This is a genomic window from Methylococcus capsulatus (assembly GCF_036864975.1).
Lineage (GTDB): Bacteria > Pseudomonadota > Gammaproteobacteria > Methylococcales > Methylococcaceae > Methylococcus.
In genome coordinates, this window is record NZ_CP104311.1 from 1,790,596 (window position 1) to 1,813,280 (window position 22,685).

Genomic DNA, 22,685 nt, shown 5'->3' on the forward strand with positions numbered 1-22,685 from the left:
GGATCGAGCGGGAAGGCGGTCTGGCGCTGGTACGGCAGTGCGCGTTGGCGGGGGGGCCGCGCGACCTACCACGGCCGGCAAGAGACGGCGATGGAGTCGGAGGAAGACCTGCTGCTGTGCCGGCTGATCGACGAGGAGTACACGCGGCGGCCGTTTTACGGCCGCCGGCGGATGGTCGTGTATCTGGGGCGTCAGGGGCATGTTGTGAATCGCAAGCGAGTGCAGCGGCTGATGCGCCTGATGGGACTGGCCGGCATGGCGCCGGGGCCAGCGACGAGCGTCAAGCACCCGGAACACCGGGTCTATCCCTACCTGCCGCGGGGCATCGAAGTCACCCCCCAACCAGGTGTGGAGCACGGACATCACCTACATCCGGCTGGCGCGTGGCTTCGTGGATTTGGTGGCGATCATCGATTGGTACTCGCGCCGAGTGCTTGCCTGGCGGATCAGCAACGGCATAGATACCTCGTTCCGCATCGACTGCCTGGAGGATGCGTTGAGCGGTCATGGCGAGCCGGAAATTTTCCACAGCGATCAGGGATCGCAGTTCACGAGCGCCGCGTTCACGGATGTGCTCAAGCGCGGAGGAATCGCCATCAGCATGGACGGGCGCGGCCGCGCCTTGGACAACATCTTTGTCGAACGGCCGTGGCGCAGCGTCAAGCATGAAGATGTGCATCTGAAGGGATACGGCACAGCAGCCGAACTGAGCCTCGGGCTGGCGGAGTATTTCGCTTTCTACCACGGCGAGCGCCCGCGCCAGTCGCTGGGCAACCAGACGCCGAACGCGATCTATGCCAATGGCGTCGGCCGAGGGGCAAGCATCCCAGACCATTTCGGCGTCGCGAGGGGAGAATCCCCTCGCAACAACAGGGCAGCGATGCTCCGCTGCAATTGAAGCGATGGACGCAGCTTAAACTCTGACGAAATCTATCTTGACAGCGGGGTCCAGTTCACGTTACCGCGGCAATCGTCGGTACGTCGCCGGTGTTGCGGCTGGTTCGGGCACATGATCTCGATCCGCGTACGATGCTGCTTGCGCTGGCTTTCAAAGGCATGCGCCTGAGCTGGATTGCCCTGGCGGTGGTGGTCGTCGTGTTACTGTTCAGCCCGAAACGACGGACGTTCCGGCCGTACTCGGCCTGAGTGCCGGCATTGGCCAATCGGTCTCGAACGTACCTCTGGTTGCGCCTCATCTGACCGTTCAGCGTGAAGCCGGTATACCGACCGAGGCGTGGATGCCCTGGCTGTCGGCAGCACGGTGGCGGGGAATTTTCTGATCCTGGGAGCGGCCGGCGCCGTCATCGTCGCTCAGCACGTGGAAAAACATCGGGTTATGCGGGTCTCCATACGATCGCGATGGCTGGCGTGCCGCAGGTCTTGGTGAGCCTGGCCATTTCGTGGGGCTGGCCGCCCGTCTCCCATCCATTTCGCTGAGTTCTCGATCACGACTTTTCGATTTTTCTTGAAAACAGGATCGAATTACTTTAACTTTAATGACGTCGTATTGGGGTCCGTGCCACGCAAGTTTCAGTAGCGTTCGTTCCACCCGGAACCATACCCGCTCCACCTGCTCACTCGCCGTAATACTACGCTCTACGTTTCCATTTTTTTCGAGAGACTCGATATGTCACAACAGCAACAGGGAACCGTTAAATGGTTCAATGAAAGCAAGGGATTTGGTTTTATCCAGCGTGAAAACGGCAGTGATCTTTTCGTTCATTTCCGTTCGATCCAGGGCCAAGGCTTCAAGACCCTGAAAGAAGGCCAGCGGGTGAGCTTCACCGAAGTCGCCGGCCAGAAAGGGCCGCAGGCCGAGAACGTCGTGGTTCTGTAACAACCATCTCGTTATGCCGGGATGGCGTGCGGGCGATAAGCCCGTCGCGTACCGCTACTGACGAAAACAGGCCGCTTCAAGCGGCCTGTTTTTTCCTCTTCACTCAGCGAAACGTTGTGCTTTGTCGCAGCGCTCCGCTCGACCCTCCTTATATGAAGGTGCCCAGCACATGTTGAAACTTTTTGTCAGAAATTTGCCCCCTCAAACCACCGAAGCGGGCCTCAAGGAACTGTTCACCAGCTACGGAAAGGTTTTCGAGCTTCAGCTCAGCCGCGACTTGTTCACCGGCAAGGCGCGCGGTACGGCTTCGGTCAGCATGGAAGGACACGAGGCCCGGAAGGCCATTGAGGCGTTGGACGGTTCCGATTACGAAGGCAAGACGATTTACGTCGCCCTGGACAAGGGACCGCGCTCGGGCGGGCGCGGGCGCCGCTGAGTCTGCATTCACGCTTCAGGTTGAAGCCTGGGCCTTTAGCCAATAGGCTTTTTCGGTCAGGTGACTCAATCCTTTGGCGCGCAATTGCGGATTTCCTTCCAGGGCATCGCGCGCCGACAAGAGTTCGATCCGGTAGGCCGGACTGAATAGGCGCACCACCGTTTCCTCAGGGACGGGGAATGGCGGACCATTCATTTCCGCCGGCTCATACTCCAGCGTGATCAACAGCATGGGAGGGTGATGCGGCAGTAGCCGGAGCATCTGTCCAGCGTAGCGGTCCTGCATTGCCGGCGGCATCGCCACCAGTGCGGCACGGTCGTAGACCGCTCCGATTTCACCCATGAGATCGGGGGTCAGTTCGAAATAGTTGCCGCAGAGCAAACTCATCTCCCCGCTCTGTACGCGGACGAAGCCATGTCCGAGCGGGGTCGTGTCTGCCGACAGTCCATTTTCCCGGAAGAAGTCATCGACCGCGATGGGGCTGAGCTCGTTGCCGAGCACGGCATGTCCTCGATTCCGCAGCCACATCATATCCAGGGATTTGCCACAGAGCGGAACGAAAACTCTGGGGCGCGCAGGATCGACGCATCGAGGCCAGAAGGTTTCCAGCAGCGGATCGACCTGGCTCTGGTGAAAGCCGGTCTGCTTTTGCTGCCAGCGTTCGTGCCAGAAATCGGGATCCATGGCCGGGGGATTTCGTGTGTTCAGTCGGGCCGGCGGGCCGGATAGATCCCTTTCGGGTTATAGCCGTAGACGCCGAACGGGCGGCTGAAAGTGAACGCAGCCGGTCCCACGACCAGCGCATCGCCGGCCTTGCGGAAGGCATCGTGGGGTTCGGCCACCGAGGCGATGCCGGTGAAGGGGCTGGTAGCCAGGAACAGCGTCGTGCCGACGATGGTGGCCACCAGGCCGGCCGGCCGCATGATCAGCACCTCATTGAGCACTTCGACGAAGCTCATGGGGCCTTTCAGGGTGTTGGGCCCCATGGCGGCGGCATTGTGGGCCGTAGCGAAAGCCAGGCACAGCAGGATGAGGCGCAGGATTTTCATGCGTGGGCGAGTATCCATTCCAAAGGTGGGCGAACCGTCTCGTCCCTTGGGCGGGTGACCCCGCAAGAGCACCCGGCAAGTCGTCGGTCGTGTAAGCGGCTAGTTTTGCGCAGGTAGGGCCAAGCTGTCCAGCCGGGGATCTTACCAGGCGCGGATACGCCCCGTGTCCAGATGGACGAAATCGGCTCGGCGGTAATAACCGACGCCGCCATATTGCAACGCCAGCGCGATCTTGCGGATGGTGCGGGTGCTGACGTCGCTCATGCGTAGATCGATCGCCTTCCCTTCCATGTGCAAGCTGTGTTCGGCCACACCGTGGCTGTGTCTGCGCAGCATCCGGTTGGTTTCCGGGGCGCGATAGCCGGAAATGATTTCGAAGGTGCCGTTGGAACGGGTCATCGCGGAGATCGCATAGAGAATGTCGATCAGTCCCGGATCCATGGGATGGCTTTCATCGACGTGGTGATCCCGGAGGAAGTGGCTGAACTGCCGCAGTAACGCCCGGTCGTAGTTTCGCTCGGGGCAGCACACCAGGGTCATGTCTTCGCCGGTATGCTTGTTGTAGAGATAAAGGGTGCGCTCTCGGCTTAAGGAGTACGCGTAGGTGTCGAAGCTGGGGAACAACAGGGCTCCGGTTGCGGCGATCCCTGTACGGGTGAGAAAACTGCGGCGGCTGAGATTGGGTTCGGATCCGCGCGAAGGCGCGCGCAAGGACGACTTGAATCTCATAATTACCCCTATCGGTAGTCGAACATCTCGATGACAGGGTGCGGAAAAAGCCGCTGCGGCCGGAGCCGATGCCAGTGGCTTTTGCGACATCCTGGTGGCCCGAAGGGGCGGTATTACCGCACCCATGATCGGGCAAGGGCCGAACTTTAAGCGCTACGAAGACCCGAAATCAACCCCCGAAGATTGCGGAACCGTGTCGAATCGCCAACGGCGTCGCGTAAACCACGCTGTTTCCGAGGTTCAGAGGAGCTCTGGTCGGATGGCATCGAAATCCGCACCCTGCGGGTGATGACTTGACTTTACCCCGCCCTCACGGACCAGCAGGAACGTCTTGTAGCCCGCTTCCCTGGCGGCGTCCAGTTCGCCTTCGATGTCCGACAGGAACAGGATTTCCGACGGCGGCAGGTTCAGTTCCCGGGCGATGGCGCTGTAGGCGCAAGGTTCCTGCTTCGCCCCGATGCGGGTGTCGAAGTAACCGGAAAACAGCGGCTGCAGATCGCCGACGGCGGTATGGCCGAACAGCAGGCGCTGGGCGTGCACCGAGCCGGAGGAAAACACATACAGAGCGATACCTTGTTCATGCCAGCTCCGGAGCCTGCGGACGGCATCTTCGTATACATGTCCAAAGAAGTCGCGGTTACGGTAGCCTTCTTCCCAGATGAGCCCCTGGAGCGCCTTGAGCGGCGTGATCTTGCGGTCTTCGTCGATCCAGCGGACGAGCTGGGCAATGACCCCTTCATCATCCAGCGAGGCGTTTCCGGCCGCCGCTCTTGCCTCGGCGAGCAGGGCCTGCACAGTGGCGTCTTGGGCATGGCTGCGAACGAAGTCGGCCATGCGGGCGCGAGCATAGGGAAACAGCGTCTCTTTGACGAAGGACAAGGAGGAGGTCGTGCCTTCGATGTCGGTGAGAATCGCGCGGATCATGCGTAATGCTTCAGGTAATCTTCGAGTCTGGGGAACCGGTCACCGATGTCGCTACCGGTGAAATCGGCGACCCAGCCTTCCGCTGTGGTGAACAGCCGGATGCACTTCAGACAGGGTTCGGCGCCCATGTCGAACCAGTGGCGGGTATTCGCGGGGACGCTCAGCAGATCGCCCCCCTCGCAGAGGACGCCGTAGACACGGTCAGCGTGGTGTAGGTAGAACAGGCCGCGGCCTTCGACGAAAAAACGTACCTCGAAGTCGCTGTGCGTGTGCTCGCTCAGGAAGCGAGACCTCAGTTCGCTTTTCTGCGGGTGATCGGGGCCGACGCTGATGACATCGGCCGATTCGAAGCCGTATTTCCGCTTCAGGCGTTCGACCGGTTCGGCGTAAGCCGTGAGGATCGTGTCCGCTCCGGCATCCGGACCAAATGTCCGGTTCGCCTGCCAGCGCTCGAACAGGACGCCAATTCCGGCCAGCCGTGCGGCGATGGCGTCGCCGCCGCGGACGATCTCCGGCGTTCCGGCGCCGGACTCCGGGTGTACGGTCAGAAGGCTCATCGTTTGACTCCGTGCATGTGGGTTTCCAGGGCGAAGAGGAATTCCAGCGCTTCCACATGGCGCAGGGCATCGGCGACCGATCTCCCCCAGGTGTAGAAGCCATGGCCGGCGATGATGTAGGCGTAAATGTCGCCGTGCATCTCGATGTATTCCTCGATTTTCAGGGCGAGGCGGGGAATGTTCTGGTCGTTAGGGAAGATCGGCACAGCAATGCGGGTGGCATGGGTATCGATGCCGGCCAGGGCTTTCAGCAACTCGTAGTCTTCCAGGATGACCTCGCCGGACACCAGCCGCGACAACAGGGTCGAAGCGGGCGAGTGCGGATGCAGCACGGCGCCGGCCTCCGGATAGCGCCGATAAATCCCGGTGTGCAGCAGAGTTTCCGCCGAGGGCTTCCTGCCATCGAGCGAACGGCCTGCGGCGTCCACCAGCATGATGTCCTCCGGGCGCAGCCGGCCTTTGTGCCGGCCGGAAACCGTGATGGCGATCCGGCCGTCGCTGAGGCGGGCGGAAAAATTGCCGCTGGTGGCGGGAACCCAACCGCGGCTGTCGATGAAGCGACCGGCTTCGATGAGTTCGGCCGCGCGGGTTTCGAATTCGGTGTCGCGCAAGATGGAGGTTTGCCAGAGGAAATTGAGAGAGGAAGTGCCGAGATTCTAACGGGACCGGCGGGCCGACTCAAAATCGGCGGTAGCGGGCCGCTGCGCGTTCGGTCGATTCCTTGAGCCGCTGCGGAGGAAAGCGGGCTTTCAGTGATCGTGATGCATCCCGGACATGTCCTGCGGCATGGGGGCATCCGGTGTGGCCAGGACGAAGCCCCAACGTGATTCGGTAAAGCCGGAGAGCCTTACCACCAGGGAGTGGAAATCGACTCCGCTTTCGCTGGCCTTGAGACCGCGGTTTACCATCAGTATCCCCAGGATCAGCACGATGACACCTGAGAACCGGACCAGCTTGGGTTTCAGCCCGGCCGTGATGAGCGTGGCGAACCAACCGAAGCTGAGCATCACCGGCAGCGTCCCCAGGCCGAAAAAGAACATCAGTAGGGCGCCCTCGAGCGGGCTGCTGGTGCCCGCGGCCATGACGTACATGGCTTGCAGCGGGCCGCAGATGATCATGAGACCGTTGAGCAGGCCGATGACGAAGGGGCTGTGGGACCGCCTCGACTGTGTGCCGATGAAGCGCAGCAGGAAGCCCGGGGTCTTGATCTGGAAATGGCTCAGGGCGGGAATCCAGCGCAGCATCCCTAAGCTGAACAGCACGAGGAACAAGCCGGCGGCGATGCCGATGGCGCCCCGAAGCACCGGCGAGAAGGAAAAAATCGAGCCGATCAGGCCGAAAACCGCACCGATCGAAGTGTAGGACAGGGTCTTGCCGATGCCGTAAAGCAGATGAGAGAAGGGAGAGGACTTGCCGCCGCTGGTGGGTTTGGTGGCATAGGCCAGCACCAGTGCCCCGCACATGCCGACGCAGTGGAACCCGGTCAGAAAACCGGTCACGAACAGCAGCCAGTAGTTCATGTCGCGCCCCAGCGCTGGCATCTGGGCCAGGGTGCCCATACGTTCGTCCAGGAAAAGGATCATGATGACGCCCAGGATTCCCAGGGCAATCGCGCCAGGCCGTCTGAGCCAGGCTGAGGGACTCGTGAAGGACCGCCGGTTCGCTGCATTGGTCGAGTTCATAATTCCGATCGGGTTGTGGTACGGACGGTGTTGAAGACAGCCAAGTGGCTTGGAGATTATAAGGCGTGCAGGTTTTCTGCCAGTTTGACCAGGGTCTGTTCCGCCCACGTCTTGCGCCCAGGCGGGAAGGGAGAAAGAGCCTGGGCTTCAAAAGTGCGTGATATCACACAGTTTGCCTGTGTGATACGCCATGGCTTCATGCATCGTTGTCGCCCGCTTGAACCGCCGGTGCTTGTGAATCAAGTAACTGAAGATTGGGCACGAATGTTGAAAAAGATTGTTTCGTCGCAGCATTTATTCTCAATTCAGAGCGAGCCGAACATGAAAACTTCCCGCCTAGTCCATGTGAAAACCCTCGAAAAGCCGAAAACGGCCCGCGCGCTGAAGCAGGATGGGCCCATCGGCCCGCTGCTGATAGGCACCGGTCTCGCCTTTGCTTCCTTGATCCTGGTGCCTGCAATCGCGACCCAGATCGGTCTGGGGACCAGCCTGACCGGCGCTCTCCGGATCGCCCTGATGAAGGCATCGAGCCGCGCCATCCGCGGATCGGGCGACGGTGCCGAGGCTGCGACGATGAGTTTTAGTTGCCATTGATTCATCCCCGTCCGGAGGGGGCCGCCCCAGACTCCGCAAGCTGTCAAGCCGTGCGGAGTTTTTTATGATAACCCATCAACTCAGTTGAATTTTCGTAAGCGACGCCAAGGAGGCGATGGATGGACACCGAACCGCGTGTGTGCGACCTGTGTAGCCTGCCGGTGATCCCCCCCGGTTTTCCCCTGAATACCACCAGCGGGCTCAAGCTCTTCTGCTGTGAAGGCTGCCAGGGCATTTATGCGATGTTGCACGAAGCCGATATCCTGGCGGATGCCGGCCCTGCCCGTATGGATGCGCCGGATTTACCTCATTCGACCGATGACCGATAATCGGCGGCGGTTCTGGATCGCTCCCCTCTAGGGAGCATCGGATTATTCGGCACAGTCAACGAGGAACGAGATCATGGCTCACGTACACGGCGGGAAGACGATGACTGAGGCGGCGATGGGCGCGGCCAAGGCGATGGAGCACGGGATGATGGGTCCGATGGCTGGTATGGAGGGGATGATGAGTCACGGCGCGATGGTCGGCGCCCGCCATCTGGTCCAGTCATCGCACAACGTTGCCACGGTAGCCAAGGGTGCGGCGGTGGGCGCCGCCGCAACGGCGGGAACGCACACCGGCCGCTCCCTGTTCAAGCGGATATTCACCCATCCGCTGGTGCTGTTCGGCCTCGGCATGGCGGCAGGCTATTACATTCACAAATACCGCAAGGAAATCATCGGCTCGGCCATGAGCGTGGCCGAAGGCGGCAAGGACTTTATCCTTCAGCAGCGCGAAAACCTGGAAGACCTGTTGGCCGAACGCCAGGAAGGGTCCGAGCGGGGTGATACCTGAACCGGCAGATCAAAACCAGCCGGTAGCCCGTGGCCAATCCTCCTTGAGATCATGTCACTGAAAAAACAGATAATTTTGCGTTACAACGGTGCCGGCCATGTTCGGTTCGAGCTGCCGGCCCCGCTCTGCGAGGCTCCGGCCCGCACTCAGATCGAGGCAGCCTTACGTGCGCTCGATGGCGTTTATCGGGTCAGCCTGCAGCCTGGCAGCCGCAAACTTTCGGTGCGTTTCGACATCGCCGTGTGCGATCTCAAGGCCATCGGGCGGCGATTGGCCCAACTCGTCGATGCCGGTGTCGCCCAGACGGGTTGGGGGGGGGGCGTGAACGCCCCGGCAGACCGGTCTTTCCGCTGGCTGCGGGCAAAGGCGCAGGAAGCGGGCGAAACCCTGGCGGCCATGAAAATCGTCGCCCGACGGACCCTGAAAAACTCGCCCAAGCTGCTGACGCCGGCGCGGGAAAGAGGATTGATAGAGTTCTTCAACGACGTGCTGGTGCTCTATCTCATCAAACTGCACTGGCACCTCATCACCCAGCACTGGTTGCGACAGCCGCTGCGCTATCGCTACGAGTGGATGGCGGTGTTTTACATGATTTTCCTTCTGGTCCGGTCCCGGCGTCCCCGCAATGTCTGATACCGCAGGGCCGGAGATTGCGATGCTCCGTGGCGCGGCGGCGCCGTTCGCGCATGCCTGGCCCAACCTGGAGGTCGTGCATGCCTTGCGGCGGCGTATCCGGATCCAGGCGCCGGCGCTGCGAAAGGATCCGGAGCGTTGCTACCTCTTGCAGATTCTCCTGCTAAAACACGCCGGGATACGGTCCGTGCGAGTGGTGGCGGATCTCGGTTCGGTGGCGATCCGCTTCAACCCGGAACAGCTGCCGCGCGCGAACCTGCTGCAGGTGGCGGATCACCTGATCGCCAGCCTGGGCCGCCGCAAACAGACTCTGGAAACGCCAGCCAGCACAGTCGGTGACGGGCCGGTACGCGAATGGCAGTTCGGGATCGAAGGGATGACCTGCGTGTCCTGTGCCTTGCTTATCGAAATGATGCTGAAGCGGCAGCCGGGTATCCGTGACGTTTCCGTCAATTTCGCTACGGAAACCGCCACCGTCCGGGCCGCTCTCAGCCGCGACGCCGTGATGGCGGCTATCGCGCGGATCGGCTATCGCGCCCAGGCGGCCGACAGCATCGTTCAACGCAAGCTCATGGCCGCGCGGGAAGCCGAACGTCTCCGTAAGGCGCGACGCCAGGCCCTGGTGTCGGCCCTCCTCAGCACCCCGGTCCTAGTGCTCGGGATGGTAATGCCGCACGGGCGGGTATGGGCCTGGTTGAGCGCCCTCCTCACCACGCCAGTAGTGCTCGGCAGTGGCCGCTCGTTTTTCTCCAAGGCATGGAAACTCGCCGGTCAGGGCACAGCCAACATGGATTCCCTGGTCGCGCTGGGCGTCGGCGCGGCTTACGGTTCCAGCATCGTAGCCTTGCTGACGCGGCGGGGCGAGCTCTATTTCGAGGCTGCGGCCGCCATCGTCAGCTTCGTGCTGTACGGGCGTTACCTTGAAGAGACCAGCCGCGGGCGCGCTCATGAAGCGATCCGGCGCCTTCTCGATCTGCAGCCGGCCACCGCCACGCTCCTGCGGGACGGCAAGGAGTTCGAGGTGCCGGTCGAATCTTTGAAGGTGGGTGACACCGTGCGGGTGCGTCCTGGTGAGCTTTTACCCTCCGATGGCGAGATCCTCGCCGGCACCTCCGGGATCGACGAATCCATGGTGACGGGTGAAAGCGTTCCCGTCATCAAACGGCCCGGCGACCGCGTGATCGGCGGCTGTGTCAACGGCACCGGGGCGCTCCAGGTCAGGGTGACGGCCGTGGGGGAGGACACCGTGCTGGCCGGGATCATCCATATGGTGGGGCAGGCGCAGTCGTCGAAGCTTCCGATCCAGAAGACCGTGGACCGGGTTTCGGCGGTGTTCGTGCCAACCGTCCTGGTGATTTCCGCCGGCACATTTCTCGGCTGGGTCTGGCTCGGCGCTCCGGCGGCACGGGCATTCGCCAATGCCATCGCGGTACTGCTCATCGCCTGTCCCTGTGCCCTGGGTCTGGCGACGCCGGCGGCGATCATGGTCGGCACCGGGCAGGCCGCCCGTAAGGGCATCTACATCCGCAATGGCGAAAGCCTGGAAATGGCGTCGAAACTTACCGCCATCGTGTTCGACAAGACCGGTACCATCACGGAAGGTAAGCCGGAAGTCACCGACCTCATCCGGTTTGCGCGGTTGGGAGAGCCCCGTTTGCTGAGCCTGGCTGCGGCGGCGGAAATCGACTCCGAGCATTTTCTGGCGAGGGCCATCGTCCGCAAGGCGCAGGCGGCCGGAGCCGAGCCCCTGGTTTCACACGCCTTCGACAGCGTGCCCGGACGAGGCATCCGCGCCCGGGTGGATCGCCGCGATGTGCTGATAGGCAATGCCGAATGGTTGGAGGAGGCCGGCGTCGATCTTGCTCCGGCACTGGAGCCGGCCGCGAACCTGGCCGGGCAGGGCAAGACCCCGGTTTTCATGGCGTTGGACGGCAAGCTCGCGGCGGTGTTCGGCATTGCGGACAGGCCCCGGGAACATGCGCGGGCCGCCATCGAAAGACTGCAGAATCTGAACGTCCGCACCCTGATGGTGACCGGCGACGTGGAAGCGGCCGCCCAGCATGTCGCGCAGCAGGTGGGCATCGCGGAAGTGACCGCCCGTGCCCGCCCGGAGCAGAAGCTGGAGATCATCCGCGCCCTGCAGGAACAAGGGGAGCGGGTGGGGATGATCGGCGACGGTGTGAACGACGCCCCCGCGCTGGCCGCCGCAGACGTCAGCTTCGCCATAGGCAGCGGTACCGATGTGGCGATGCAGACCGCCGACATGATCATCAGCCAGGGCGACATCAGCCGGGTGGCGGACGGCATGGCACTCAGCCAATTCACGCTGCGGGTCGTTCATCAGAATCTCGCCTGGGCCTTCGGTTACAACACGATCGCCATTCCGCTCGCGGTCATGGGGCGGCTGAGTCCCATGATCGCTGCGGGCGCCATGGCTTTCAGTTCCGTTTCGGTAGTGTTGAATTCCCTGCGGCTGCAGCGGCGTTAGGCATCTCCCGTTTCCACCGGAAGATTTTTCCCGGCCGTTCATCCTTATCGTTTTTCAAAAGCAACGCCTGCATCGAAGGTGGGGCCCCAAGCCCTTATCCCGTTCAAAACTGATTCGGGAACTGTGGGTCTTATGGTATATTTTGTTGCAAATATGCCTATGGTGAGGAATCACATGTTCTTACGAATGCTTGGCGCTCTGGCGGTGGCCTTGATACTGTCGGCGGGAAGAGTCGCCACCGCTGATACGGGTACGGAAGCCGCTCGCTTGGTGGTGGACAAATTGAACGGCGCGCTCATTGATGTGATGAAAAATGCAAAACAATTGGGTTATCAAGGGCGGTATAAGAAGCTCGATCCTATAGTGCGCGAGGTGTTCCAGTTCGAAGCCGTGGCCCAGATCGCCCTGGGGTCGCACTGGAAGTCCCTGACCGATGAGCAGAAGCTGGAGTTCGTGAAAAAGCTCACCGAACTTAGCATCGCCACTTACGCCGCTCAGTTCAACAGTTACGGCGGCGAACAGTTCCAGTACGATTCGGATCAGGCGGTCAAGCCCGACCGCGTGGTGGTGCGGTATAAGATGGTGGCGCCCAAGGAAACTCCCGTGAAGTTCGACTATATGGTCAATCAGTTCGACGGCAAGTGGAAAATCATCAACATCGTCGTCGACGGCATCAGTGATCTGGCACTGAAAAAGGCACAATACACCAGTGTCATCGACCGTGAAGGGTTCGACGTGCTCATGAGCAAGCTGTCTCAGAAGATTACGGACTACGCCAACACCGAAAACAACTCCAAAAGTTGACTCGCTCTGCGAAGGGCGGCAGAAAAAAAGGCATCCTGCGGGATGCCTTTTTTGCGCGCTGCGGCCCTGTCAGTACAGCGGCTCCCGGTAGAACATCAGGAAATTCCCGATCACGAACATGGCGAGGATGGACAGGAAGCCGGCCACCTGACCCGTGTCGAAGCGGCTGGAAGCAGACTGCAAAGACACCGGCGCAGCCGCCAGTCTGAGCTCCAGCCAGCGCCCGCTGGCGACTACGACCGCCAGAAGGCCCATGGCGGTGTGTGTCGACTGGATCAGGTACTCGCTTTTGAGCTCGAATTCTGCGTGTGAGTGTGTGAGCAGCAGAATGCCGCCGAAGGCGCTGAGGACGGGAAACATGTAGCGCAGCCGGTGGGCATCGGGCCGGGTGCGGGCGCGCAGCTCCAAGACGCCGAGCATAAACGCCAGCAGCGTGGCGATACGGTGCTGGAAAACCTCGCCATTGCCGAAGGTGCTCTCCCAGAATCCGATCGGCCCCAGCGGCCAGGTTTCGGCGTCACTGCGGAAGAACAGGAAGATGCTCAGGCCGATGAACCCTACCGGCCAGTAACGGGTCCAGCGGAAGCGTCCGGTATAGGACAGCATCGCCACCAGACACATGCCGGTCAGGAACATGCCGGAGATGTTGTGGTTGTAGTCCGACCACTCGGTGGCGGCGACCGAAGGCACCTTGTCGACCACCGCGACTCTTCCCGGTTCCCCCGCCAGAAGCTGCTCGTGCGTCGGGGAACTGATCTTGGGTAGACGGGGCGAGAACATGTAGGCGACTTCTGAGACCGTCGCCGTCGTGTCTTTGATGTCCACCGAGGGTGGCTGGGAAGACAGGGTGGCGGCGACGAATAAGACGGCCACCAGCACGAAAGTTTCGGCTTCGATGAAATAGGGCACCTTGCCGGTCAGGTCGGCGGAGGCGCCGCGCTCCTTCCATTCCTTCCCGGCCTTGTGGTTGCGATAGGCGAAATAGAGTGCTCCTGCCATCAGTGCGGCCTTGGTCGCTACCAGGCTGCCATAGCCGGTGCCGAAAAGTCCGTCCAGCGAGCCGATGTATTCCACGGCCAGCGGCAGGCCGGTGGAAACCAGCAGCAGCACGGAGGTCGCGCCCAGCCGGCCGAAACGCGTGATGGCGATGGGCCAGAATTGATGAGCCGCCTGTTCCGTTCGCCGGGAATGCCAGAGGAACAGAAGCTGGGCGACGCCGCCGACCCAGACCGCGGCGGCCAACTGGTGGATCACCGTCATGACCATGAGCTGTTCGCGGTGCTCGAAACGTCCTACGCCGTGCACCAGCCAGGCACCGCTGATCACCAGCGGCACGGTCAGGATCGCTGCGGTGTTCCAGGCCGAGCGGTCGTCCGGCGAAACGCTGAGTCGTCCGGCCAGATAAATGAATCCACACGAGAGGAAGAAGCGGAGCAGGCCGGCGATGAACTGCACCGTCCCGAAATAGGCCTCGAGAGGGAAATCGCCGAGCGTCGCGGCGAGCAGCACGCCCTTGATCAGGAGTTTGGTGCCCTGCATGGCGGCCAGCGTCATCGCTCCCCCTTTCAGCAGGCGGACGCAGACGGTAACGACCGGCTCGCCGGCGCCGGTGCCGGTCGCGGATCTGTCCCAGACCCGCAGGATCCAGGCGGCCCAGATCAGGCTGCCGACGATCAGCGCATAGCTGATGAGCATCAAGCCGCCGAGGAAGTCATCGATGAAATTGGCCAGGCCTTGTATGAACATGGGGTGTGCGATCTCGAGTTAGGGGTTATCGACGCGGAAACGGATCACGTTTTCAGTGAAGTGCCCATCCGCCGCGAACACCTTGTATTTCAGGGCATAGTCGCCGGGCTCCAGGGGGGGAATGTCGACCAGCATCTCGCCTGCCTTCTTACCCTTGGCGATGTGGACGGGATGGAACACGTCGCCTTTGCTGACTAAGAACACCCGCGACAGGGCGAGTTCGACCCCGGAGTTGAAAAACAGCACCACTTTGGTCGCGTGATTGGGCTTCACCGGTTCGCTGGTCAGCGAAGATTCGGTGACGACGGCGTGGCTCCAGGCCATGGGGGTGAGCGCGAGTAGGCACAGCGCGACCGCCGGCATGAGCCGTCCTGACTGTTTGATGGCACGTGGGAACATGGCAACCTCTCGTGTTGGAGGGAAGGGTCAGCCGGCCTTGGTTTTAAGGGCGTGGCTGGTCAGGTTTTTGCCCAGGTCCCAGATGGCGCCGGGAACCTTGTGGCAATCGGCGATGACCGCGTCCATGGCCTGGAGTATCCACTCGGCATCCTTCTGGCCGATCACCAAAGGCGGCAGGAACTTGACCACATTCATACCGTGTCCCGCTACCTGGCTCAGGATGCGGTGATTCTTGAACAGCGGAATGGTGATCATCTGGCTGAACAGGCCCTTGTTGGCGGTCTCCAGGAGGCTCCAGGCGGCTTTGAGCGAGAAGCTTTTCGGCGCGCCGAATTCGACCGCGATCATCATGCCCTTGCCGCGCACTGCATGCAGCAGCTCGTAGCGCCCTGTCATCGCCCGGATTCCGGAAATGATCTGCTCACCGAGCTTGGCCGCGTTTTCGACCAGGCGTTCCTCTACCAAGACGTCGAGGGTGGCAATGCCGGCGGCCATCGCCATGTTGTTCTTGGAAAAGGTCGAGCCATGGACCACCGCGCGGTCCATTCGGTTGAACACCGCCTCCATGATGTGCTTTTTCATGGCGACGGCACCGATGGGAATGAATCCGCCGGACAGTGCCTTCGCCATCAAGATCATGTCCGGTTCTACGCCCCAATGTTCGATCGCCCAGAATTTTCCGGTGCGGCCGATACCGGTCTGGATCTCGTCTGCCACGAACAGTGTCCCGTACTTTCGGCACAGGCGGGCGGCCTCGGCCAGATAACCCTCGTTCGGCAGGTTGACCCCCTTGCCCTGAATGGGTTCGACGATGAAGGCGGCCACGTCGTTGTGGCGGAGGGCGGCCTCGAGGGCGCCCAGGTCGTTGAACGGCACTGCGGTACAGGCCGGCAGCAGCGGGCCGAAACCGTCGCGGAAGACCTGTTCGCCATTCAGCGACAGCGCACCCAGGGTGAGGCCGTGGAAGCCGTGTTCGCAATACACGATTTTCTCCCGCTTGGTGGTGTAGCGGGCGAACTTGATGGCGGCTTCCACCGCCTCGGCGCCGGAGTTGCAATAGAACATCCGCGACAGGTCACCGGGGCAGTACTGCAGGATCTTTTCCGACAGCAGGCCGCTCAGGAGCGAAACGTCCATTTGCACCAGGTCCGGAAGCTCGGCGTCCAGTACGTCCTTCAGCGCGGCGACCACGTGGGGATGGTTGCGTCCCAAGGCGAATACGCCGAAGCCGCTAAGGAGGTCAAGGTACTCCCGCCCTTGGTCGTCGTAGAGGTAGGGGCCTTGCGCCCGCACGTAAACCCGGTCGTAGCCGATCGTCTTCAACACCCGCACCATCTGGGTGTTGAGATATTTTTCATGCAGATCGAAATTTTCGCCTCTGCGGTTCCTCAGCAGTTCGGCAATACGACTCGACATCAATGACCTCGGATTTGGTGAATTGTCAAACTCAGCATTCTACACCAGTGACCCGCGACCCTTGACCCGGCGCGCGGCGAATGCCGGCAGAACCACGAGGGCACAGATGAGGGACAGCATCAGGCCGATGGCCAGCAGGATGCCCATGGACGACATGCCTGGGTGCGGGGTGAAGGCGAGGCTGGCGAAGCTGAATACGGTGGTCAGGGCGCCGTAGAACACGCCTTTGGCTTCGCTTGAGTCCAGCAGGGCATCATGCGTGGACTTCAGGTAATGCAGCCGGTGCGCCATGTGGATGCCGTTGTCGACGCCGAGGCCGAACAGGAGCGGCAGGGCGATGATGTTGGCGAAATTGAAAGGCACATGGATGAGCACCGTCATGGCCGCAGTGAACAGAGATGCCAGCAGCAGGGGTAAAAGGACCAGCAGGGTATCCTTGATGTTCCTCAGGATCAGAAGCAACAGCAGCGTGATCGCGCCGAGCGCCGTGCCGAAAGCCTGGGCGAAAGCGACGAGGACGGCATTCATCGATTCCAGGTAAGTCACCGGCAGGTCGGTGACGTCGGGGTCCACCGTTTGCGCTTCGCGGATGAATTCCCGCAGATTGTCCAGATCATTCAGGTCATTTCTGGGCAATATCTGCAGGCGGTAAAGCCCGTGCGCGCTGATCCAGCGCTCGCGGATATCCGCGGGGAGGGAGTCCAGAGTGATCGGCTCGGCTTTCAGACTGGTATTCAGATTGTTGATGGTTTTTCTCAAGCCTCCCAGCACGCTTTTTTCGAGGGCGTGGAGGCGGGATTGAGCTGCTTGAGGAGGCAAGGTGCGCAGTTCTTGGAGGAACGCATCAAGGGTGCCATCCAACTCGGCGACATCGGGATCGTGGTTTTTTTCGAGCTGCTTGCGCAGCGCGGCATGCAGTTTTTCCAGGGTCTGCGGCGTCGGCTTGGCCGTGGATGCGGCCGGGAAGTTCTGCAGCTGCGGCCCGAGCACCAGCGCCAGGTCCGCGATGGCGGCAAGTTTCTCGTCCTGCTGGTCGGGAACGAAATCGAATATGCTGCGCACGCTGTCGACCGAAGGGAGTTTCTCGAACCGTTGAATCTTGGCGTGGGCATCTTCTTCGTTCGAGGCGAGGGAGGCCAGGGTCATCGGCGAGGTGTCGCGGGACTTGAGCAGATATTTGAAAGTCTTGACCGATTCGGTGGAGGGGTCGCGCAGATTGATCGGATTGAAGTCGATCACGATGCGGCTCAGCAGGGCAGCGGCTGCGAGGCCCAGGATGAGGGTCAGCATCCGGATCGGCCGGGCATAGCGCATCGGCCAGTTGGAAAGCAAGGCCCGGGTCAACGCGCGCGGTCTGTGCTGGACCGCGCGGCGGGAAGGCTTGTAGGGCAGGATGTTCATGACCGCTGGCAGTACCGTGAAGGTGGTGGCCAGAGCGATGAACATGCTGGTGCCGGCAATGATGCCGAGTTCCGCGACACCGGAGTAGGCTGTCGGGATGAACGCGTAGAGGCCGATGGCAGCGGTCAGCGTGCACAGGAGCAGTGCCGAGCCCGTCGACGCGAAGGTTTCGCGCAAGGCGGCCCGCTGCGGCATACCCCGCAGGATGAGTTCCCGGTAGCGCAGGCAGAAATGGGACGAATAAGCATCCCCCATACCGATGAACAGTACGGTGAAGGAGATCGAGATCAGGTTGAGCTGGCCGATCGCCAGGGTGGCGAAACCCATGGAAAACACTAGGCCCATGCCCAGCGTCAGGAACGTGGCGAACATCAGCTTGAACGACCGGTAGGCCAGCCACAGCGTGAGGCAGACCAGCACGGTGGACGCCAGGCCGGCGATGGTGACGCTTTCCTGCACCGTTTGCATTTCTTCGTGTTCCAGGACGACTTCGCCGGTCTTGCGCACCTGGACGTCGGACAGATCGTCGGAGCGAACGCCGTCGATGGCCTGGTCGATGACAGCCATGGCCTTCGCCGCAGGCATCAATTCCTCGAAGAAGAGTTTCGGCCGGATCACGATGAAACGCTTGGTGATGCCGAGACCTTCCTTCTGCCCCATGATCAACTGTTGCCAGGACAGGCGGTAGGGGCGTTGCTCCAGCGCGGCTCGAAACGCCTCGTTGAGGCGGCGGGTGAAGGCGCCCAGTTCCACCGGAAGGTCCGATTCCTCGGCGTCCAGTGCCTGGGCGTAGATACCGAAGAAGCCGTCGAGACTGTTGTCCTCGGCCAGCCGGCCGAAGAACGGTTGGGCGGCGGACAGATCCCGGCTGACCTTTTCCAGGTCTTCCAGGCTCAGGTACAGGAGTCCGTTGCGGGCGAAGAAATCGCCGCCGTCGGGCACATAGACCGACTCGATCGTTTCCCGCTGCCCGGCCAGCTTCTGGTGGAGAGCATCGACGGCATCCGACGCCTGCTCCGGCGTTTTGCCCTCGACCAGCAACACGATGGTGGAGACATCCTGGGGAAATTCCGTTTCGAACCGGATCCTGTTCTTCTGGAACGGCAGTTCGGTCGAGATGGTGTCGGCCGTGTTGGTGTTCACGGTCAGGTTTTTAGCCGTGTATTGCAGTGTCAGGCCGCAGGCGGCAAACGCGACGAACAGGACCAACCACGGGTGGGTCAGCACTCTGGATTCCCAGCACTGCATCAGGCGGATCAGAAAGCTTGTCCGCGTTTCCTGCGTTGCGGTTTTTGTTCCTTTGGACATTGCTTGAATCAGAATTTTCCAGGAGCGTGCAAATGGGGAGCCATTGCACGCAGGGTCGCCGAGGCCGCCTTGAAAGCCACGGCCAGGCGGAGCAGGGCGGGAACATCCGACGGCCGCCGTACCAGGTTGGCAAACAGTTTCGGCAGCCGGGTGTTGCCGTGCGGGTCGAGTGCGTCGAGCACGCTGCGGGGGATTGCCATCCCCGCTTCGTCGGCGACGGCGCGGATCACCAGGGCCGGCACTCCCAGCACCGCGGCGGTGCGGATCACGGCCCCGCTTTCCATGTCGACGGCGTCGGCAGCGGTGGCGGCCGCCAGCATCTGCTTGCTGTCGCGGCCGTGGACGATGCCTTCGCTGGCGGTCATCCGCCCGCTGTATACCTTGCAGGGCAGCGCCTCTGCATACCGTACCGTTTCCCGATGCCAGGCGGGATGCGCCGGCCACACCGTGCCGTCGGTGCAAACGATTTCGGCCGGCAGGATGAGATCGCCGGATGCCAGATGTGCCCTCAGCGCACCGGCACATCCCCAGCTGACCAACCCGTTGCAGCCCACTTGCGCCAGCCGGTGCGCGGCCTTCGCCGCATTGTCCGGACCGCTGCCCGACAGGCAGACCCGGAGTGTGTCACCGATGGCAAACGGCTCGCCCCGGCACGGCTGACGCCTTGTCAGCGTACGGCATTCGGCCGGCAGAGCGACGACGACACCGATCCGAGTCACACTGTGGCGTAGCGTTCGTTACGGTAACGAGCCAGCGCCCACAGGGGGAAGAATTTGTCGTAGCCGTGATATTTCAGATAGAACACGCGGGGGAAGCCCGGTGCAGTGAAGCATTCATCGTTCCAGAAGCCGTCGGGCTGCTGGTGTTTGAGCAGGTAGTCGACCCCGGCCTGGACTTCCGGTGAGCCGGCTTCGCCCGCCGCCATCAGCGCGATCAGGGCGAATCCGGTCTGAAACGCCGTGCTGGTGTGGAAGCGGCCGCGGCACGACGGATCGTGGTAGCTGAAATTGTCTTCCCCCCAGCCGCCATCCTCGTGCTGGATGCCCTTGAGCCACGCCACGGCGCGGCGCACGCTGGGGTCGTCGTTCGGAATGCCGGCGGCCTCGTAGGCCAGTAACACCGACCAGGTGCCGTAGATGTAGTTGGTGCCCCAGCGGCCGAACCAGGAGCCGTCGGCTTCCTGTTCCCGGCGCAGGTATGCGATCGTGCGATCGAGGACGGGACGCAGCTCCGGTTGCCGGCTCACCCATTTGGCGAGGAACATGGCGCAGCGGGCGCTTACGTCCGCCGTCGGCGGGTCGAGCAGGGCGCCGTGGTCGGCGAAGGGGATGGAGTTGAGGTAGAAATAGGTGTTGTCGGCGTCAAAGGCGCCGAACCCGCCATTGCTGGACTGCATGCCGGCGATCCAGTTGGCCGCCCGTCGCAGGTTTTCATCGAAGCCGGGATCTTCCGATCCCAGCAGCGCATGGGCCACGACGGCGCTGTCGTCCACGTCGGGATAATAATCGTTGCCGAACTGGAACGCCCAGCCGCCGCCTTCCAGACCAGGCCGGTTGACCCGCCAGTCGCCGGGAGCGTCCTTGTCGATCTGCTTCGAGGCCAACCACTTGAGACCCTTGTTGAGAGCCGCATCGAGCTGGAGGTCCGCGGTATGACGCGCTACTTCCTGCAAGGTGAGGGAAGTAAGGGCGGTGTCCCAGATCGGTGAGACGCAGGGCTGGCAGTAGGCGCTATCGCCTTGGAACACCAGCAGTCGCTCAATGGATTCGCGCGCGAGCCGACGGCGTTCGTCGTCCGGGGGCACACCCAGGAAATCCAACGCCTCGTAGGCATTGACCATGGCCGGGAAAATCGCGCCCAGCCCGTCCACGCCATTGAGCCGGGCCGTGAACCAATCGAAGGCCTTCTGGGTGGCCTTCTTGCGCATGGCTTTGGGAATGAGGGGCTCCAGCATCCGCCCGAACCGCTCCAGAGCGAGGATGGTCTTGCCGAGCGGCGTCTTGACGTGATCGAAATAATGGCGCTCCTTCTGCGGATCGACCGTGAACAGTTCGCGGACATGGATCCGGGACGGATTGCGCGCAGTCACTTTATAACTGCACAGGATGAACAGCGGCACCATGACCGTGCGCGACCAGTACGACACTTTGTCCAGATGGAAGGGAAACCACTTCGGCAGCAGCATGATTTCCACCGGGATGAAGGGGATTCCGCGCCACGGAATCTGCTCGAACATGGCGAGCATGATGCGCGTGAATACGTTGGATCGCGCAGCGCCGCCTTGAGCGAGAATCCACTCGCGGGCTTTCTTCATGTGGGGGGCGTCGATGGAATCGCCGGCCAGCTTGAGGGCGTAATAGGCCTTGACGGTGCAGCTGATGTCGCCGGCGCCGCCCTGAAATAGCGGATAGCTGCCGTCGGCACTCTGGTGGGCGCGCAGATAGTTGGCGATCTTGGTCTGCAGTGGCTCGTCGATTTCGTCCATGAAATGCATCATAAGGATGTACTCGGCCGGAATGGTGCAATCGGCTTCGAGTTCGAACACCCAGTAGCCCTCCATGTGCTGCAGGCTCAGCAGACGGTCCTTGGCCTGCCGGATCGCTGCATCGAGAGGAGACTCGACGTATGAGGCGGTCAGCGGCGGTTCGAGATTGGATATTGCTGTCGCTTCTCTCAACATGGGCGATGTTTCCTGGCGGTTCGGGGCGAATTCAAATATCGATGGGTTTGGGTTGGAGCACGGCGGCAGGCTCCGCGGTGGGCAGGCCAAGTCCTGCAAGCCGGAATGTGGCCTTCAGCAAGGCGTCGTTGCTGCGAGTCAGCCGCGAGGTGATGATCGTCGCCTTGACCGCACGCCGCGAGATCTTTACTTGGGCGGAATCACTGAAATAGGGGTGGCGGTGGATCTTGCGCAGCGTGAGTACTGCCATCCCCAGTGCCCAAAGGCAGAATTCGCGGATGCCGGTTTCATGGCCGGGGATCAGCAGCGTGTACTCCAGGGCGTTGCGCAGATGGGCATGGGCCACGCCGATCAGCCGCTCGAAGCCGCGGACGAAATCGGGGTTGTCGTGGTGCGGCCGGAGATCGGCGAGGGAGAAGCCGTATTCCATGAATACGTCCTGCGGGAGCCAACAGACGTTGCGCGCGTAGTCGTCCCACAAATCCTTGAGGATATTGGTCATCTGCAGCCCCTGCCCGAAGGACACCGCGAGTTCCATGAGCCGGGGCCGATGTACGGCGATTTCCGGTGAGTAATGACAGAACAGCCGGGTCAGCATCTCTCCGACCACACCGGCGACGTAATAGCAGTAATCGCCCATCTGCCGCAGATCCTTGAGGCCGTGGCGCAGATCCTTGTCCTGAAATTCGGCCATTCCTCTGGACATCGTGGCCACACAGTCGGCCAACGCCTCCTGCTGCGGCGGGGCGAAGCCGTGGGTGATGCTGATGACGCGGGGAATGGCGGCGACCAGTTCCCGCTCGGCAGCCAGGGTCTGTTCGGAGAGCAGCGGAAAGAGTTCGTCGGCGAGTGGGGCGGCGGGCGCGGTTCCGGCGACGACCCGGGCGAAGTGCTCGCAATATCGTCGCTTCTGGGCCGACGTCAGCGCCACCTCGTCTTCGATGGTGTCGACGATCCGGCACAGCAGGTACCCGTTGGACACCGGGCGGGCGAGGCTCTCCGGCAGCCGCGGGATCGTCAAAGCGAAAGTGCGGGATACGCCGTCCAGGAAATCGGCCTGGAATTCGTCGTCCGACAGATGCTCGTGTCTGGCGGGCTGTGAGAGGGATGTTCCGCTCATCTAGGGTAGCGTCGGTTGCTCGGGCTCGAGTCGGCCACGGTGGCT

Annotated in this window: 24 protein-coding genes; 10 read left to right on the forward strand and 14 right to left on the reverse strand. The window is 61.9% G+C overall.

The window, feature by feature from the left end:
- Window positions 1–304: 304 nt before the first annotated feature.
- The 4 genes from N4J17_RS08870 (at window position 305) to N4J17_RS08885 (ending at window position 2,273) form a co-directional block, all read left to right on the forward strand.
- A complete protein-coding gene (locus N4J17_RS08870) occupies window positions 305–898 on the forward strand; it encodes an IS3 family transposase (protein WP_277458198.1) in 594 nt (197 codons plus the stop codon).
- 89 nt (window positions 899–987) lie between these two features.
- Window positions 988–1,146 carry a hypothetical protein gene (locus N4J17_RS08875; protein WP_198321855.1) on the forward strand — a complete coding sequence of 53 codons (159 nt, stop codon included), beginning with the start codon at window positions 988–990 and terminating at the stop codon, window positions 1,144–1,146.
- Between the two features lie 481 nt (window positions 1,147–1,627).
- Window positions 1,628–1,837, forward strand: a complete 210-nt coding sequence (locus N4J17_RS08880) for a cold-shock protein (protein ID WP_010960118.1) — start codon at window positions 1,628–1,630, stop codon at window positions 1,835–1,837.
- 169 nt (window positions 1,838–2,006) lie between these two features.
- Window positions 2,007–2,273: an RNA recognition motif domain-containing protein gene (locus tag N4J17_RS08885; protein ID WP_198321854.1), complete on the forward strand. Its 267-nt coding sequence runs from the start codon at window positions 2,007–2,009 to the stop codon at window positions 2,271–2,273.
- 15 nt (window positions 2,274–2,288) lie between these two features.
- On the opposite strand, the gene N4J17_RS08890 is transcribed toward N4J17_RS08885, so the two are convergent.
- The 7 genes from N4J17_RS08890 to N4J17_RS08920 all read right to left on the reverse strand — a co-directional run bounded on the left by N4J17_RS08890 (window position 2,289) and on the right by N4J17_RS08920 (window position 7,214).
- A complete protein-coding gene (locus N4J17_RS08890; RefSeq protein WP_198321853.1) occupies window positions 2,289–2,957 on the reverse strand; it encodes a thiopurine S-methyltransferase in 669 nt (222 codons plus the stop codon).
- 20 nt (window positions 2,958–2,977) lie between these two features.
- Window positions 2,978–3,322, reverse strand: a complete 345-nt coding sequence (locus N4J17_RS08895) for a hypothetical protein (protein ID WP_232470235.1) — start codon at window positions 3,320–3,322, stop codon at window positions 2,978–2,980.
- Window positions 3,323–3,463: 141 nt separating this feature from the next.
- Window positions 3,464–4,051: a YcbK family protein gene (locus tag N4J17_RS08900; RefSeq protein WP_198321851.1), complete on the reverse strand. Its 588-nt coding sequence runs from the start codon at window positions 4,049–4,051 to the stop codon at window positions 3,464–3,466.
- A 240-nt stretch (window positions 4,052–4,291) separates the two neighbouring features.
- Window positions 4,292–4,975: an acireductone synthase gene (gene mtnC, locus N4J17_RS08905; RefSeq protein ID WP_198321850.1), complete on the reverse strand. Its 684-nt coding sequence runs from the start codon at window positions 4,973–4,975 to the stop codon at window positions 4,292–4,294.
- A complete protein-coding gene (locus tag N4J17_RS08910) occupies window positions 4,972–5,532 on the reverse strand; it encodes a 1,2-dihydroxy-3-keto-5-methylthiopentene dioxygenase (RefSeq protein WP_198321849.1) in 561 nt (186 codons plus the stop codon). The genes mtnC and N4J17_RS08910 overlap by 4 nt, the downstream gene beginning before the upstream one ends.
- A complete protein-coding gene (locus N4J17_RS08915; RefSeq protein ID WP_198321873.1) occupies window positions 5,529–6,146 on the reverse strand; it encodes a methylthioribulose 1-phosphate dehydratase in 618 nt (205 codons plus the stop codon). The genes N4J17_RS08910 and N4J17_RS08915 overlap by 4 nt, the downstream gene beginning before the upstream one ends.
- A gap of 135 nt (window positions 6,147–6,281) precedes the next feature.
- Complete coding sequence (locus N4J17_RS08920) at window positions 6,282–7,214, reverse strand: sulfite exporter TauE/SafE family protein (RefSeq protein WP_232470233.1); 933 nt, start codon at window positions 7,212–7,214, stop codon at window positions 6,282–6,284.
- Window positions 7,215–7,367: 153 nt separating this feature from the next.
- Between N4J17_RS08920 and N4J17_RS08925 the strand changes: the two genes are divergently transcribed.
- The 6 genes from N4J17_RS08925 to N4J17_RS08950 all read left to right on the forward strand — a co-directional run bounded on the left by N4J17_RS08925 (window position 7,368) and on the right by N4J17_RS08950 (window position 12,570).
- Window positions 7,368–7,808 (forward strand): hypothetical protein, encoded by a 441-nt coding sequence (locus tag N4J17_RS08925; RefSeq protein ID WP_232470232.1) that lies wholly within the window; start codon window positions 7,368–7,370, stop codon window positions 7,806–7,808.
- A 119-nt stretch (window positions 7,809–7,927) separates the two neighbouring features.
- Window positions 7,928–8,137, forward strand: coding sequence for a hypothetical protein (locus tag N4J17_RS08930; protein WP_198321848.1), 210 nt, complete (start codon window positions 7,928–7,930; stop codon window positions 8,135–8,137).
- A 73-nt stretch (window positions 8,138–8,210) separates the two neighbouring features.
- The gene (locus N4J17_RS08935; protein ID WP_198321875.1) at window positions 8,211–8,645 is read left to right on the forward strand and encodes a hypothetical protein; all 435 of its coding nucleotides are present in this window, start codon (window positions 8,211–8,213) and stop codon (window positions 8,643–8,645) included.
- A gap of 51 nt (window positions 8,646–8,696) precedes the next feature.
- Window positions 8,697–9,278 (forward strand): cation transporter, encoded by a 582-nt coding sequence (locus N4J17_RS08940; protein ID WP_198321847.1) that lies wholly within the window; start codon window positions 8,697–8,699, stop codon window positions 9,276–9,278.
- Window positions 9,271–11,766: a heavy metal translocating P-type ATPase gene (locus N4J17_RS08945; RefSeq protein ID WP_232470231.1), complete on the forward strand. Its 2,496-nt coding sequence runs from the start codon at window positions 9,271–9,273 to the stop codon at window positions 11,764–11,766. Before N4J17_RS08940 ends, N4J17_RS08945 begins: the two co-directional genes overlap by 8 nt.
- A 186-nt stretch (window positions 11,767–11,952) precedes the next feature.
- The gene (locus N4J17_RS08950; protein ID WP_232470230.1) at window positions 11,953–12,570 is read left to right on the forward strand and encodes an HpnM family protein; all 618 of its coding nucleotides are present in this window, start codon (window positions 11,953–11,955) and stop codon (window positions 12,568–12,570) included.
- Between the two features lie 69 nt (window positions 12,571–12,639).
- Here the strand turns inward: N4J17_RS08950 and N4J17_RS08955 are convergent, their stop codons facing one another.
- Genes N4J17_RS08955 through N4J17_RS08985 form a run of 7 tightly spaced genes read right to left on the reverse strand, consistent with a single transcriptional unit; the run spans window position 12,640 to window position 22,640 of the window.
- Window positions 12,640–14,316: a copper resistance D family protein gene (locus tag N4J17_RS08955; RefSeq protein WP_198321846.1), complete on the reverse strand. Its 1,677-nt coding sequence runs from the start codon at window positions 14,314–14,316 to the stop codon at window positions 12,640–12,642.
- 18 nt (window positions 14,317–14,334) lie between these two features.
- Window positions 14,335–14,715, reverse strand: coding sequence for a copper resistance CopC family protein (locus tag N4J17_RS08960; RefSeq protein WP_198321845.1), 381 nt, complete (start codon window positions 14,713–14,715; stop codon window positions 14,335–14,337).
- 27 nt (window positions 14,716–14,742) lie between these two features.
- A complete protein-coding gene (locus N4J17_RS08965) occupies window positions 14,743–16,131 on the reverse strand; it encodes an aspartate aminotransferase family protein (RefSeq protein WP_198321844.1) in 1,389 nt (462 codons plus the stop codon).
- A 39-nt stretch (window positions 16,132–16,170) separates the two neighbouring features.
- Window positions 16,171–18,840: an MMPL family transporter gene (locus N4J17_RS08970; RefSeq protein WP_198321843.1), complete on the reverse strand. Its 2,670-nt coding sequence runs from the start codon at window positions 18,838–18,840 to the stop codon at window positions 16,171–16,173.
- Between the two features lie 8 nt (window positions 18,841–18,848).
- Window positions 18,849–19,559 (reverse strand): phosphorylase, encoded by a 711-nt coding sequence (locus N4J17_RS08975; protein ID WP_198321842.1) that lies wholly within the window; start codon window positions 19,557–19,559, stop codon window positions 18,849–18,851.
- A complete protein-coding gene (shc, locus tag N4J17_RS08980; RefSeq protein WP_198321841.1) occupies window positions 19,556–21,520 on the reverse strand; it encodes a squalene--hopene cyclase in 1,965 nt (654 codons plus the stop codon). Before shc ends, N4J17_RS08975 begins: the two co-directional genes overlap by 4 nt.
- Before the next feature lie 31 nt (window positions 21,521–21,551).
- Entirely contained in the window at window positions 21,552–22,640 is a 1,089-nt protein-coding gene (locus N4J17_RS08985) for a phytoene/squalene synthase family protein (RefSeq protein WP_198321840.1), read from the reverse strand.
- Between the last annotated feature and the right edge of the window lie 45 nt (window positions 22,641–22,685).

What these genes read in the sequence shown, in the direction of transcription:
- N4J17_RS08895 (WP_232470235.1), bottom strand. Translation starts at nt 3,322, where the DNA reads ATGAAAATCCTGCGCCTCATCCTGCTGTGCCTGGCTTTCGCTACGGCC.
- N4J17_RS08970 (WP_198321843.1), bottom strand. Translation starts at nt 18,840, where the DNA reads ATGTCCAAAGGAACAAAAACCGCAACGCAGGAAACGCGGACAAGCTTT.
- mtnC (WP_198321850.1), bottom strand. Translation starts at nt 4,975, where the DNA reads ATGATCCGCGCGATTCTCACCGACATCGAAGGCACGACCTCCTCCTTG.
- N4J17_RS08880 (WP_010960118.1), top strand. Translation starts at nt 1,628, where the DNA reads ATGTCACAACAGCAACAGGGAACCGTTAAATGGTTCAATGAAAGCAAG.
- N4J17_RS08885 (WP_198321854.1), top strand. Translation starts at nt 2,007, where the DNA reads ATGTTGAAACTTTTTGTCAGAAATTTGCCCCCTCAAACCACCGAAGCG.
- N4J17_RS08940 (WP_198321847.1), top strand. Translation starts at nt 8,697, where the DNA reads ATGTCACTGAAAAAACAGATAATTTTGCGTTACAACGGTGCCGGCCAT.
- N4J17_RS08910 (WP_198321849.1), bottom strand. Translation starts at nt 5,532, where the DNA reads ATGAGCCTTCTGACCGTACACCCGGAGTCCGGCGCCGGAACGCCGGAG.
- N4J17_RS08965 (WP_198321844.1), bottom strand. Translation starts at nt 16,131, where the DNA reads ATGTCGAGTCGTATTGCCGAACTGCTGAGGAACCGCAGAGGCGAAAAT.
- N4J17_RS08930 (WP_198321848.1), top strand. Translation starts at nt 7,928, where the DNA reads ATGGACACCGAACCGCGTGTGTGCGACCTGTGTAGCCTGCCGGTGATC.
- N4J17_RS08900 (WP_198321851.1), bottom strand. Translation starts at nt 4,051, where the DNA reads ATGAGATTCAAGTCGTCCTTGCGCGCGCCTTCGCGCGGATCCGAACCC.
- shc (WP_198321841.1), bottom strand. Translation starts at nt 21,520, where the DNA reads ATGTTGAGAGAAGCGACAGCAATATCCAATCTCGAACCGCCGCTGACC.
- N4J17_RS08955 (WP_198321846.1), bottom strand. Translation starts at nt 14,316, where the DNA reads ATGTTCATACAAGGCCTGGCCAATTTCATCGATGACTTCCTCGGCGGC.
- N4J17_RS08960 (WP_198321845.1), bottom strand. Translation starts at nt 14,715, where the DNA reads ATGTTCCCACGTGCCATCAAACAGTCAGGACGGCTCATGCCGGCGGTC.
- N4J17_RS08920 (WP_232470233.1), bottom strand. Translation starts at nt 7,214, where the DNA reads ATGAACTCGACCAATGCAGCGAACCGGCGGTCCTTCACGAGTCCCTCA.
- N4J17_RS08890 (WP_198321853.1), bottom strand. Translation starts at nt 2,957, where the DNA reads ATGGATCCCGATTTCTGGCACGAACGCTGGCAGCAAAAGCAGACCGGC.
- N4J17_RS08950 (WP_232470230.1), top strand. Translation starts at nt 11,953, where the DNA reads ATGCTTGGCGCTCTGGCGGTGGCCTTGATACTGTCGGCGGGAAGAGTC.
- N4J17_RS08945 (WP_232470231.1), top strand. Translation starts at nt 9,271, where the DNA reads ATGTCTGATACCGCAGGGCCGGAGATTGCGATGCTCCGTGGCGCGGCG.
- N4J17_RS08935 (WP_198321875.1), top strand. Translation starts at nt 8,211, where the DNA reads ATGGCTCACGTACACGGCGGGAAGACGATGACTGAGGCGGCGATGGGC.
- N4J17_RS08985 (WP_198321840.1), bottom strand. Translation starts at nt 22,640, where the DNA reads ATGAGCGGAACATCCCTCTCACAGCCCGCCAGACACGAGCATCTGTCG.